The organism is Kitasatospora sp. NPDC022785, from assembly GCF_055561295.1.
In genome coordinates this window covers 113160-125788 of sequence record NZ_JBVHHB010000030.1, presented here as the reverse complement: position 1 = coordinate 125788, position 12629 = coordinate 113160, and the positions used below count along the sequence as shown (strand labels likewise).

Genomic DNA, 12629 nt, shown 5'->3' with positions numbered 1-12629 from the left:
CCCAGCGCGTGCAACGGCGCCGAGCGGTACAGCTCCAACGCCTCCTCCGGCGTGATCCGGCCACCACCGGCGGCCCGGTCGAGCACGGCCTGCAGGTCGGTGCTGGGCGCATCGAGGGTGGTCGCTGCGAGCTCGGACACCTGGCGGCCTTCTCTCTCTCGGGTACTGCTGCATGTTCCGGTGCTTCCGGAGGCTTCCGGATACGGCCGAACCAGCCTACGCCAGGGCATTGCGGCCGCCGTGTCAGCCCGCTCTCCGCATGGTCCCGGACGGGTTCCCGGCCGGCGGGTCGGCGGAGGTGAAGCGGACGGTGCCGTCCTGCTGCAGGGTGAGCGTCTCCGCGTTGGAACCGCCGGTGCAGGCGCCGGGGAACGAGGAGCGGACCAGCCGGGACGTGAACACCAGTTTCTCCGGCGACGCGGAGTCGAGCCTCCAGGCGCCTTCGCAGGCGATGGAGAGCGGGCCGCTGGTGGCGTTGCGGCTGGTGGTGTTCTCCTGCCCGACCGCGGCCTGACCGATCACCAGCGTGGTGGTGCCGGCGGGGAGGCCCTTCTCGGTGGTCATCTCCCCGCTCCAGGTACCGAGGAAGCGTGCCGGCACGACACCGGGACCGGCGGACGGGGTGGTCGCGGGCCCGGAGGAGGCGGATGAGGAGGTGGCGGGCGTACCCGTCGAGACCGTACCCGTCGAGGCCGTGGGCGGCGGCTGGGTGACGCCGGTCGCGCCGGCCGGCGCAGAGGTGCCGGCGGTGGTGTCCGTGATCTCCGGGTCCGCGCTCCCCTGCCGGCTGAAGAGCCCGAGCTTGACGGCCACCAGCGCCAGTACGACCGCGGTCACTCCGGCGATCGCGACCGGCCACCGCATCCGCCGCTCCTGTTCCCGGGCCAGCTGCCGCCCGGGTGAGGTCCCCGGTGCCCAGGTCGGTCTCGCCCCGGCTCCGGTCGGTACACCGGCGCCGGCCATCGGCGTCCGCTCCGGCGGCGCCTCGACCGGCGTGCCCCCGCCGATCGTGGGGGTCCGCAGCGGCAATCCGTCCACCGGAACACCCGCCGACCCGGGCACGTCCGCGGGCCCAGGCGCGTCCACCGGCCCCGGAGCACCCGCCGGCCCCGGCCCGGCCGCGGGATCCGGCTCCCCCTCCAGGTCCAGCAGCCGGACGGCGCCGCGCCCCACCTCCGCCGCCAGCGCGGGCGGCAGCCAGCCGCCCCTGCCGAGCCGGACGGTGGCGGTGCCGTCGGCGTCCAGCCGGCTCCGCAGCTGATCGGGTGTCGGACGGGCGGCCGGGTCCTTGGCCAGGCAGTCGAGCACGACCGCCCGCAGCGGCCCGTCCAGCCCGGAGAGCTCCGGCTCCTCGTGCAGCACCCGGTAGAGCAGGACCGCGACGCTCACGCCCTCCCCGAACGGCTGGGTTCCGGTGGCCGCGAAGGCGAGCACCGCGCCGAGCGAGAAGACGTCGCTGGCCGGCCCGGCGGGCTGCCCGTTGGCTTGCTCCGGGGACATGAAGCCGGGCGAGCCGACCACGTACCCGGACTGGGTGAACCCGCTGGTCGCGTCCAGGGCGCGGGCGATGCCGAAGTCGATCAGCCGCGGCCCGTCCAGCGTCAGCAGCACATTGGAGGGCTTGACGTCCCGGTGGACCAGGCCGAGCCCGTGCACATGGGTGAGCGCCTCTGCCAGGCCGACGCCCATGGTCCGCACTGCCGACTCGGGCAGCGGCCCGAACTCCCGTACGGCGGCGCCGAGCGCGGGCCCGGCCACGTAGCCGGTGGCCACCCAGGGGTGTTCGCCCTCGGTGTCGGCGTCCAGCACGGGCGCCGTCCAGGAGCCGCCGACCCGCCGGGCCGCGGCGACCTCCTGACGGAAGCGCGCGCGGAACTCGGCGTCCTCGGCCAGCTCGCCGCGGACCAGCTTGACGGCAACCGTGCGCCCGCCGGCCGTCCGCCCGAGGTAGACCCGGCCCATCCCGCCCGCGCCGAGCCGGCGCAGCAGCCGGTACCCGCCCACCTGGCGCGGATCGTCCGCCCCCAGTGCCTGCATCCCGCACGCTCCCCTCGCCCGCCCGGCCGCCCGGCCTCGCCACCGGCCGCCGGCCAGCAGCCACCGCCGGCCGCCGCTGTCACGGATCTCGCGTGCAGACGCTACCGGGCCACGAGAGCAGGAAGGGGCACAGGTCGTACCCCTTCCTCTACTTCCTCTACTTCCTCTACTTCGGTCGGCGGGCGGCGGTCGGCGGGCGGCGGGCGACCCACCACCGGCTCTGCGGTCAGACGACCGCGGGCACCGACTCCAGCAGGCGGACCGCGACGTCCGGCGCGAAGCCGCTGTCGCGGGCGACCCGGCGGGCGAACTCGGCCATGCCGGCCAGCTGCCGCTCGCCGAGCGAGAAGTCGAGTGCCTTGCTGAAGTAGCGCTCCAGCACCCCGGCGTCGAACGCCTCCCAGCGGGCCGCGTGCTCCGCCACCTCGCGGGCCTCCACCAGCGAGAGGTCGCGGGACTCCAGGAAGGCCCGGTGGACCGCCGCCGTCAGCTCGGGGCTGCGCTCGGCGAATTCGCGGCGGGCGGCCCAGACGGCGAAGACGAAGGGCAGGCCGGTCCACTCCTTCCACATCTCGCCGAGGTCGTGCACCGTGAGACCCTGCGCGGCCGCCTGGCCCAGGTAGGCGCGGAGCGCCGGGTCGCCGATCAGGACGGCGGCGTCGGCCTCGGCGAGCATCGCGTCCAGGTCGGGTGGGCAGCTGAAGTACTCCGGCTGCACCCCCTCGCGCTCCTCCAGCAGCAACCGGGCCAGCCGCACCGAGGTCCGGCTGGTGGAGCCGAGGGCGACCTTGCGGCCGTCCAGCTCGGCCAGCGGCAGCTTGCTGACGATCACGCAGGACATCACCGGGCCGTCGCTGCCGACCGCGATGTCGGGCAGGACGAGCAGTTCGTCCGCGTGCCGCAGGTACTCCACGCAGGTGATCGGACCGATGTCCAGCGAGCCGTCGACCAGTTGGTCGCTCAGCTTCTCCGGGGTGTCCTTGGTGAGATCCAGATCGAGCAGATTGCCCGTTCTGGCCAGGCCCCAGTAGAGAGGGACGCAGTTCAGGAACTGAATATGCCCGACCCGCGGCCTGACCGGGGTGTTCTCCCGGGGCTCCTGCGTTTCCGCATCCGGTACCGCCACTGCGCCGCTCCCTTGCTGTTCGTGCGCCTCCCCCGCACCGTACGCCTGCCGCTCCGGAAGGCTCGCACCGGCCTTACGACACGCCCGATCCGGCTCGTAAGTCACCCCTGGTCGTGACAGCGCACGCATGCTAGCGTTGCTGTCAGTTGCAGTTTGATTCCCCTTGCAGTACTTGAAGCCTGCGGAGCATGTAACCGCAGGCTTTTTGTAGTTTTTCAGCAATATCGAAAAACTCCGGACCCGTCCGGAGGCAGGGCGATCAGCGCAGCGGACCGGGTGCCACACGGTGTGGCCCCCAACACGTCCCTCGCAAGGAGAACGGCATGGCTCAGGGAACCGTCAAGTGGTTCAACGCTGAGAAGGGCTTCGGCTTCATCGCCCAGGAGGGCGGCGGCCCCGACGTCTTCGTCCACTACTCCGCCATCAACGCGAACGGTTTCCGCTCGCTGGAGGAGAACCAGGCGGTCAGCTTCGACGTCACCCAGGGTCCGAAGGGCCCGCAGGCGGAGAACGTCACCGCTATCTGATCATCCTCTGATGACCTGATCGCTCGGGACCCCTCGGGTCCGCCGGCGGCCCTGCGGCCGTCACCATGAGCACAAGAGAAGTACCCAAGGGGGCCCGCCCATCGTCGTCGGGCCCCCTGCCTTTTGCCCCGGATCCCCCGGCCTCTGCTCCGGGTCCCCACCACCGCTCCGGGTCCCCACCATTGCTCCGGCCCCCTGCCCCTGCTCCCGGCCTTCCTACGGGGCGGCCGGCAACTCGCCCCCGATCCGGGCCGGCGAGAGCGACCGAGCGGTACCAGCGCCAGGCAGAGGCCCAGCTCCGTCACCAGCACCGTGCCGCGCAGCCCGAGCCCAGCCCCCAGCCGGCCGCCGAGCAGCGCGCCCAGCGGGGCCACCCCCATCGTGACGAAGCGGTTGGTCGCCGCCACCCGCCCCTGGCCCCCGCCCGGGGTGACCGACTGGCGAACGGTCAGCATCGTCACGTTGTTGGCCGTGCCGAAGGCCGCGAAGAGCAGGTTGATCGCCATCAGCGCGCCCACGGCGAGCGCCGACCCGCCGTGGACCAGCGCGGTCAGCGGCATCACCAGACCGACACTCCCGTCCGGCCACCGGCCACCGCACCGGCACGTCACCCACGTTCGCACCATGAGCCCGGACAGCCCTGGCCCCACCGCTCAGGCAGGGGCCTTCTCCTCCCGGAACCAGCTGCCCGCCCGGCCGCAGTCGAGGCAGAAGTCGGTGACCCAGCGCCCCGGTCGGCCGAATCTCTCGGCGGGCGCGTCGGCCTCCTCGTACACGTAGTTGTCGTCGCCGCACCACGAGCAGAGCGCGTCGCGTCCCTCGTAGCGGTGCAGGGCCCTCAGCTCGGGGTCGGCGCTGTTCCGGCGGCGGCCGATCCAGTCGCAGGCGAGGCAGCGCAGCCAGATCACGTCGGGCCGGCGGCGCAAGGGCCCGCACAGGGAGCCGAGTTCGCCTCCGCACTCCGGGCATCGCATGGTGTCCTCCCTTCTCCTCGCCCAGCATGCCCGCGGCGCGGCCTGCCGATGTGCCAGGATCCCGGGATGGACGGAGTGATGATTCGCCGGCGGGTCGATGACGACATGGAGGGCTGCCTCAAGGCCCTCGCCACGGTCCAGGAGGCGGACCGCTACCCGGTGGACTGGCCCGCCGATCCCGAGGGCTGGCTGACCCCGGCGGACCTGGTCGGTGCCTGGGTGGCCGTGGACGGATCGGAGGTCCTCGGACACATGGCCCTCACCGGCGCCGGACCGGAGCTGGCCGCCGTCGTGGGACTCCCCGAGGAGCGCCTGCTGGCCGTCGCCCGGCTCTTCGTCGGCACCGCGGCCCGGCGGCGCGGGGTGGCCGTGAAGCTGCTGGGCACGGCGGTCGAAGCCGCCGAAGCCCACGGGCTCGGGCTCGTCCTGGAGGTCGAGGAGGGCGCGACGGCGGCCGTCCGACTCTACGAGCGCGCCCGGTGGCGCTACGCCGGCACCTCCACGGCGGACTGGACGACGGCGGACGGCCGCCTCGCACGGCTGCGGGCGTACCTCGCCCCCGAGGAGGACCGGCGGACCGGTTGAGACGGGCGCCGGCGCCGGCCCACGCCGGGCGGCCGGCGCGCCCGCCGCGGGCCGCCTCCTGCGGCGCATCAGGCCCGTTCCCGTCCGGCTGTGGAAAGGCCTCGCCCCCGCGTCGGGCGGACCGACGCGGGGGCGAGGCCGAACGTGGCCGGAATCAGGCGGTGGCCACGGCCTCCTTGGTGGCCTGGGCCGGGACGACGGCCGCGGGGGCGTCCTCGTAGAGGTCGCCGTGCGGGTTGTTGTAGGCGGCCAGGTCGAGGGTCTTCTCGCGGGCCGCGACCAGGATCGACACGACCGCCTGACCGGCGACGTTGGTCGCGGTGCGCATCATGTCGAGGATCGGGTCGATGGCGAGCAGCAGGCCGACGCCCTCCAGGGGCAGGCCCAGGGTGGAGAGGGTCAGGGTCAGCATGACGATCGCGCCGGTGAGGCCCGCGGTGGCGGCCGAGCCGATGACCGAGACGAAGGCGATCAGCAGGTAGTCCTTGATGCCGAGGTCGATGCCGTAGACCTGGGCGACGAAGATCGCGGCCAGCGAGGGGTAGATCGCGGCGCAGCCGTCCATCTTGGTGGTGGCGCCGAACGGGACGGCGAAGGAGGCGTACTCGCTCGGGACGCCGAGGCGCTCGGTGACGCGCCGGGTGACCGGCAGGGTGCCGACCGACGAGCGGGAGACGAAGGCCAGCTGGATGGCGGGCCAGGCGCCCTTGAAGAAGTTGACCGGGTTGAGGCCGCCGGCGAACTTCAGCAGCAGGGAGTAGACGACGAACAGCACCAGCGCGCAGCCGATGTAGATGTCGGCGGTCAGGGTGGCGAAGGGCTTCAGCAGGTCCCAGCCGTACTTGGCGACGGACTTGCCGATCAGGCCGAGGGTGCCGAGCGGGGAGAGCCGGATGACCCACCAGAGGGCGGTCTGGACCAGCTCCAGGACGGACTCGCTGAGCTTGAGGACCGGCTCGGCCTTCGCCCCGAGCTTGATGATCGCCGCGCCGACCACGACCGCCAGGAAGACGATCTGGAGCACGTTCACCTGGGTGAAGGCGTCGACGATGTTGGTCGGGAAGATGCCGGTGAGGAAGTCGATCCAGGTGCCGGTGGACTTCGGCGGCTTGAGGCCCTCGGTCGTGAGGTTGGTGCCCTCGCCCGGGTTGGTCAGCAGGCCGAGGCCCAGGCCGATCGCGACGGCGATCAGCGAGGTGATCAGGAACCAGAGCAGTGTGCGGCCGGCCAGGCGGGCCGCGTTGGTGACGTTCCGCAGGTTGGCGACGGAGACCACGATCGCGGTGAAGACCAGCGGCGGGACGGCCAGCTTCAGCAGCTGGACGAAGATCCTGCCGATGGTCTCCAGGGTGGTGGCCAGCCAGGAGATGTCGGCCGCGCGGGCCAGGTAGCCGAGGCCGACGCCGAACACGAGGCCGGCGACGATCTGGACCCAGAACGGGGTCCTGCCGAGCTTTGAATTGCGCAGACGGGCGAGCACGGACGGCGACGACGAGGTCGCCTCGGGCGCTGTGGACATGACGGTGCGGCTCCGGGGGAGGGCGTTGCTGACGGTGAGGTGACGCGGGGAAGGCGGCACGGCGCGCGGGCCGGACGGGAAAGGGTCGGCCCCCGGTCAGGGGCGTGCCGCCTGGATACAGCTCATGGCGATACAGCTCATGGCGCGACAGCGGCGCGGGCTGCCCACAGCACCCGGCAGGCAGCACCGGCGGGCGGCGCCGGGCATCGAGCCCAGGCCGTTCATCCGGGGTGCTCCTGAGGTGGTCATGGCCGACACGTTAGCAGTAAAGGTTTGAGATGTTCAAAGTACTTGTTTGAGGTGAGGCTGGCCTTCCGGTCAAATCCGGACACGAACGAGACTGACGCACCATCAGTTCCGCCGACCATCCCGATTGACCAACGTTGGTTATACGTATAACTTGGATGCAGCCCCCCGCCCCTCCCTGCCCGGAACCGGAGAACCGTCCATGGGCTATCTCGCCCTGCTCCGAGCCCCGCACGTCAGCCGCCTCCTCTTCGGCACCCTGCTCGGCCGCCTCCCCGCCGGCATGACCGCCCTGGTGATCGCGCTGGCCCTGCGCGAGGCCGGCGCGCCGTACAGCCGGATCGGGCTGGCCACCGCCGCCTACGCGATCTCGGCCGCCGTCGGCGGGCCGGTGCTGGGGCGGATCGTGGACCGCACCGGACAGCCGCGGGTGCTGCTCGCCTCGGCCGTGGTCGCCGGCGGCGGCTACGCGCTGCTCGCGCTCGCGCCCGGCTCCGCCGTGGCCGCACCGGTCGGCGCCGCGATCGCCGGCCTGGCCATGCCGCCGCTCGAACCCTGCCTGCGCTCGCTCTGGCCGGACGTCGTCGAGGAGAAGCAGCTCGACACCGCGTACGCCTTCGACTCCGCCTCGCAGCAGATCCTCTACGTCGCCGGACCGCTCGCGGTGGCCGGCATCGCGGGCGCGTTCAGCCCGGTCGCGGCGCTCTGGGTGGCCGCGGGCCTGGGCCTGGCCGGGGCACTGATCGTGGCCACCGCCGGACCGGCCCGGGCCTGGCAGGCGCCGCCCCGCGCGCACTCGGCCGGCCTGCTCGGGCCGCTCCGCTCCCCCGGCCTGGTCCTGCTGCTGGTCGGCCTGGCCGGCGCCGGCTGGACGGTCGGCGCGCAGAACGTGCTCTTCATCGCCTACGCCGAGGCCCACGACGGCGGACTGCCCGGCGGCGCGGGGACGCTGCTGGCCCTGGCGGCGCTCGGCGGCCTGCTCGGCGCGCTCGCCTACGGCGCGGTGCGGTGGCGCAGCTCCACCGCCACCCGGACGTGGGTGATGGCGCTCGGGATGGCCGCCAGCTACCTGCCGCTCATGCTGCTCCCCGGGCCGTACGCGATGGCCGGGCTGGCCTTCATCTCCGGGATCGGGCTGGCGCCGCTGCTGGCGGCCGCGTTCGTGCTGGTCGCCGAGCTGGCGCCGGCCGGCACCGTGACCGAGGCGTTCGCCTGGCTGGTGACGCTGTTCGCGACCGGCAACTCGCTCGGCTACGCCGTCTCCGGCAGCCTCGCGGAGGGCTCGTTGCGCTCGGTGGCGCTCTGCGCGGTGGGCGGGATCGCGCTGGGCGGGCTGCTGCTGTTCGGCGCCCGCCGCTGGTTCCGGCCCGCGCCGGCCACCGCCACCCCGGTGGCGGCGCCGGTACCGGTGGGCTGAGACCCACCCCCGCAGAGGTGGGCTGAGACCCGCCGCAGAGGTGGGCCGGGCCCGCCCCAGAGACGTGACTGCGCCCGTCGGACCGGGTGGTCTGGCCGACGGGCGCAGTCACTTGCACATGCACCTGCGTTCCCGTGTTCACCGGCCCCGGCCCGGCTCGATCAGCCGTGGGGGCCGCGGCCTCCCCAGGCGATCAGGGCGAGCAGCAGGCCGGCGCCGAGAACGGCCGCGCCGAGCAGGCCCGCGAGGGTGCCGAGCCCGCCGCTGTGGGCTCCGGCGGGCGGGGCGCCCAGGGCGCCGGTGAGCAGGGTGCCGCCGAGGAGCCCGAGGACGGCGGCCAGCCGTACCAGGCGTGGCAGGCGTGGAGGTCTGGATCGGAGCATCCGCATGGCGGAATCTCATCGTCCGTTTATCTGCCCGGCCTCGCGGCGCGGGACGCCCTGACGATATTTCACCTGTTCGAACCAGGGGTTACCCGAACGGCCCTTCCGATGGCGGGGGCCCGGGCGCCGACGGCCCGGGCGCCGACGGCCCGGGGTCGGCGGACGGGAGCGGGCGGGGGCGGGCGGGGGCGGCGGTCCCCCCGAGTCAGCGGCTCAGCGGGGGGGCAGCCGGCTCAGCGGGCGGCGGAGACGGCCGCGGTCGAGGAGCGCAGGACCAGCGAGGTGGCCAGCGGCGGGACCGGGGCGACCGGCTCGCCACGGAGCAGGTCCGCGAGGGCCGCGACTCCGGCCCGACCCAGCTCCTCGCCGGGGAGGTCGACGGTGGTGAGCGGCGGAGTGAGCAGGCCGGCCACCGGGATGTTGTCGATGCCGACCACCGAGAGGTCGGCGGGGACGCGCAGCCCGAGTTCGGCGGCGGCCTGATAGACCCCGGAGGCCACCACGTCGTCGTCGCAGATCACCGCGTGCGGGCGGTCCGGGCGCTCCAGCAGCCGGCGGGCGACGCCGAGGGCGGCGGGCTGGCCCTCGTTGAGGCTGACGCCCAGCTCGATCACGTCCAGGCCGAGCGCCCGGGCCGCCTCCTCGAACGCGGCCTGGCGGACCCGGAAGGTGTACGCGGAGTGGGTGGAGCGCAGCCGGCCGAGGCGGCGGTGGCCGAGCCCGGCCAGGTGCTCGACGGCGGCCCGCATGCCGCCGGCCACGTCCAGCTCGATGGTCGGGCGGGCCCGGTCGGTGCCGGGGTCGGCGTCCAGGAAGACGGCAGGGGTGTCGGCGGGCAGCTCGCCGAGCTGGCTGTCGTCCGGGGAGCAGATCAGCAGGCCGTCGAAGCGGCTGGTGGTGGCGGCGTCGGCCAGGGTGGCGCTCCCCCAGCCGGAGCTGACCACGACGGCCAGGCCGTGCTTGCCGGCCTCCTCGTGGACGCCCTCCAGCACCCGGCCGAAGAACGGGCCGAGGATGTTCGGGACGGCCAGCAGGATCATGCCGCTGCGGCCGAGGCGCAGCTGCCGGCCGGCCGCCTGCGGGCGGTAGCCGAGACTGCGGGCGGCCTCCCGGACGCGCTCGCGGGTGGCGTCGGAGACCCGGCGGCCGGCCTCGGAGCCGGAGAAGACCAGCGAGACGGTGGCCTGGGAGACCCCGGCGAGGCGGGCGACGTCCCTGCCGGTGGGCTTGCGGACCGGCGCCGGCCAGGTGCCGAGAACGCCCTCACCGGGCACACCGCCGGACGCGGCCGTCCCTCCGGACGCGCCGGACCCACGAGAAGTCGGACCGGCCGCCTTCTCGTGCGTGGGCTCGTCGTGCGTGGGCTCGTCGTGCGCGGGCTCGTCGTGCGCGGGCTCGTCGTGCGTGGGCTCGTCGTGCGCGGGCTCGTCGTGCTGTGGCGCGGGGCCTGGGGCGGGGGCGGGCACGGCGCTGGTGCGGGTCAGCTCTGCAGGGCCGCCGCGCGGGCGGCGTCGTCGGCGGCGTCCTCCTCGGCGTTCTGCGCCGCGATCCGCTCGGCCGTCCGGTTGCGGAGACCGGAGACCTTGTCGGAGATCTGGGCCGACATGTCGTCGCGCTGCTTGCTCAGCAGGACGTAGCTGAGCGGCGCCGAGACCAGTGCGGCCAGCAGGAAGAGGAAGATGACGCCGAGCTCGCCCTTGACCGGGATCACCCCGAAGTGGCCGAGCAGCAGGGAGAGCAGCAGGCAGCCGAGGAAGATGCTGACCCGCAGGGAGGTGTAACGGAGCGTGGCGTGCGACTTGCTGCTCACATTGCTGCTCACCGGGAACACATCCTTCTCTGCGCGGGGCTCGGCCGGTCTCCCAGTGAAGCATGCCTGACGGACTGCGCGGGGCACGGGTCGCCCGTCCCCCGCGTCCGGGCGGCCGCCGGGCCGCCGTCAGCGCAGGTCGAGCCACATGGTGACGTCGTCGCGATCGTCCCCGGGGGCGACCCGGATCGCGGCCGGGACCCGGCCGGCCTCGGTCCAGCCGCAGCGCCCGTAGAAGGCCTCCAGGCCGAGCCCACCGCGCAGGGTCAGCCGCAGGCTCTCCAGGCCCCAGGCCCGGGCGACCCGTTCGGCCTCGGCCATCAGCCCGGCGCCGTAACCGCGCCCCTGGAAGTCCGGGTGGACCATGACCCGCTTGAGCAGCCGCCAGTGGTCCATCGGCCCGAACCGCATGGACTCGAAGAAGAGCAGGCCGGCGAGCCGGCCGGTCTCCACCTCGTGGGCGACCAGCAGCCGGTCCGGCTCGCCCGGCCCGACACCGGCGAACTGCACGTCGGCGGTCTTCCAGACCTCGTCCTCCGTCACCGGTGCGACGAAGCCGACCGCGCCACCGGCATTGGTGACGTCCGTCCAGAGCCGGACGGCGGCGGCGCGCAGGTCAGGGTCGAGAACCGGGTCGAGGGTGAAGGCGAGCGTCATGGCCGCGGAGCCTACCCGACCCTTACGACAGTGCCGGGACCGGCCGGGCCGCCCCGCTCCCCCGCAGCGCCAGGCAGAGCACGACGGCGACCGCGCAGAGCCCGCCGGCCGCGTACCAGGCCAGGTCGTAGGTGCCGAGCGCGTCCCTGGCCAGGCCCGCCAGGCCGGCCACCACGGCCGCGCCGATCTGGTGACCGGCAAGCGCCCAGCCGAAGACGATCGACGCGTCCTCGCCGAAGTGCCGGCGGCAGAGCGCGACGGTCGGCGGCACGGTGGCCACCCAGTCCAGGCCGTAGAAGATCACGAAGGCCAGGATCGGCGGCTCCAGCGTGCCGGCGAACAGTTGCGGCAGCAGGACCAGCGAGAGCCCGCGCAGCGCGTAGTAGGCGACCAGGAGGCTCCGGGAGTCGAAGCGGTCGGTGGCCCAGCCGCTGGCGATCGTGCCGACCACGTCGAAGACGCCGACCAGCGCCAGCAGGCCGGCCGCCGTGGTCACGGGCAGGCCGTGGTCGTGGGCGGCGGGGATGAAGTGGGTGCCGACCAGGCCGGCGGTGGTCGCGCCGCAGATCGCGAAGGAACCGGCCAGCAGCCAGAACGCCCGGCTGCGGCAGGCCTGGCGGAGCACCCGCAGCGAGCGGGCCACCGCCCGCCCGTCCGCCGCCGGCGCGGGCGGTGCCTCGGTGGCCCCGTAGGGGAGCAGGCCGAGGTCGGCCGGGCGCTCGCGCATCAGCAGCAGTACCGGGACGGCGACCGCGCTGGCCGCCAGCGAGACGACCACCACCGCCGAACGCCAGCCGTGCTCCTCGACCAGCCAGGCGCCGAGCGGCAGGAAGACCAGGTTGCCGGCCGCGCCGGCGGCGGTCAGCACGCCGGTGACCAGCCCCTGCCGGGCCCGGAACCAGCGGCCGGTGATCGTGGTGGCGAAGGCACCGGCCATCGAACCGCTGCCGAGGCCGACCAACACGCCCCAGCAGAGGACCAGTTGCCAGGGCTCGCGCATCAGCATGGTGAGGCCGGCGCCGACCGAGATGGTGAGCAGCGCGCAGACCACCACCAGCCGGACGCCGAACCGGTCCATCAGGGCGGCGGCGAAGGGGGCGGTCAGGCCGTAGAGGGTGAGGTTGACCGAGGTGGCGCTGGAGATCGTCCCCGTCGACCAGCCGAACTCGTTGTGCAGCGCGTCCATCATCAGGCTGGGCGTGGAGCGGAACCCGGCCGAGCCGAGCAGGACCAGCAGCGAGACGGCGGCCACCACCCAGGCGTAGTGCGGCCGCGGCTTGCGGGCGCCGCGGGGGGCAGGGGACGCGACGGCGACAGGGGCGCCGGGAGAGGCGACGGAGGTGAGGGC

12 protein-coding genes are annotated in these 12629 nt (G+C 74.0%); 3 read left to right on the top strand and 9 right to left on the bottom strand.

Annotated features, from left to right (window positions below; genetic code table 11):
- Window positions 1-243 precede the first annotated feature (243 nt).
- Both ACZ3YO_RS34095 and ACZ3YO_RS34090 read right to left on the bottom strand, forming a co-directional pair.
- Window positions 244-2037: a serine/threonine-protein kinase gene (locus ACZ3YO_RS34095; protein WP_465577250.1), complete on the bottom strand. Its 1794-nt coding sequence runs from the start codon at window positions 2035-2037 to the stop codon at window positions 244-246.
- Between the two features lie 226 nt (window positions 2038-2263).
- A complete protein-coding gene (locus ACZ3YO_RS34090; protein WP_465577248.1) occupies window positions 2264-3163 on the bottom strand; it encodes a menaquinone biosynthetic enzyme MqnA/MqnD family protein in 900 nt (299 codons plus the stop codon).
- A 323-nt stretch (window positions 3164-3486) separates the two neighbouring features.
- Here ACZ3YO_RS34090 and ACZ3YO_RS34085 point away from each other — a divergent pair, with 323 nt between their 5' ends.
- Entirely contained in the window at window positions 3487-3690 is a 204-nt protein-coding gene (locus ACZ3YO_RS34085; protein WP_057227626.1) for a cold-shock protein, read from the top strand.
- Window positions 3691-4343: 653 nt separating this feature from the next.
- Here ACZ3YO_RS34085 and ACZ3YO_RS34080 read toward each other — a convergent pair.
- A complete protein-coding gene (locus ACZ3YO_RS34080; protein ID WP_465577246.1) occupies window positions 4344-4664 on the bottom strand; it encodes a hypothetical protein in 321 nt (106 codons plus the stop codon).
- Window positions 4665-4730: 66 nt separating this feature from the next.
- On the opposite strand from ACZ3YO_RS34080, the gene ACZ3YO_RS34075 reads away from it, so the two are divergent.
- Window positions 4731-5249 carry a GNAT family N-acetyltransferase gene (locus ACZ3YO_RS34075; protein WP_465577244.1) on the top strand — a complete coding sequence of 173 codons (519 nt, stop codon included), beginning with the start codon at window positions 4731-4733 and terminating at the stop codon, window positions 5247-5249.
- Window positions 5250-5403: 154 nt separating this feature from the next.
- Here the strand turns inward: ACZ3YO_RS34075 and ACZ3YO_RS34070 are convergent, their stop codons facing one another.
- Window positions 5404-6768, bottom strand: a complete 1365-nt coding sequence (locus ACZ3YO_RS34070) for a dicarboxylate/amino acid:cation symporter (RefSeq protein ID WP_465577242.1) — start codon at window positions 6766-6768, stop codon at window positions 5404-5406.
- Between the two features lie 448 nt (window positions 6769-7216).
- Between ACZ3YO_RS34070 and ACZ3YO_RS34065 the strand changes: the two genes are divergently transcribed.
- Window positions 7217-8431 (top strand): MFS transporter, encoded by a 1215-nt coding sequence (locus ACZ3YO_RS34065; RefSeq protein WP_465577240.1) that lies wholly within the window; start codon window positions 7217-7219, stop codon window positions 8429-8431.
- Window positions 8432-8592: 161 nt separating this feature from the next.
- Here the strand turns inward: ACZ3YO_RS34065 and ACZ3YO_RS34060 are convergent, their stop codons facing one another.
- The 5 genes from ACZ3YO_RS34060 to ACZ3YO_RS34040 form a co-directional block, all read right to left on the bottom strand.
- Window positions 8593-8820, bottom strand: a complete 228-nt coding sequence (locus ACZ3YO_RS34060) for a hypothetical protein (protein WP_465577238.1) — start codon at window positions 8818-8820, stop codon at window positions 8593-8595.
- 227 nt (window positions 8821-9047) lie between these two features.
- Window positions 9048-10280: a LacI family DNA-binding transcriptional regulator gene (locus ACZ3YO_RS34055; RefSeq protein ID WP_465577236.1), complete on the bottom strand. Its 1233-nt coding sequence runs from the start codon at window positions 10278-10280 to the stop codon at window positions 9048-9050.
- Window positions 10281-10294: 14 nt separating this feature from the next.
- On the bottom strand, window positions 10295-10636 hold the full coding sequence (locus tag ACZ3YO_RS34050) for a DUF4229 domain-containing protein (RefSeq protein WP_465577234.1): 342 nt from the start codon (window positions 10634-10636) through the stop codon (window positions 10295-10297).
- A gap of 117 nt (window positions 10637-10753) precedes the next feature.
- Entirely contained in the window at window positions 10754-11281 is a 528-nt protein-coding gene (locus tag ACZ3YO_RS34045) for a GNAT family N-acetyltransferase (RefSeq protein ID WP_465550242.1), read from the bottom strand.
- 22 nt (window positions 11282-11303) lie between these two features.
- Window positions 11304-12629, bottom strand: a 1326-nt coding sequence (locus ACZ3YO_RS34040; RefSeq protein ID WP_465577232.1) for an MFS transporter, incomplete at its 5' end; no start/stop codon positions are given.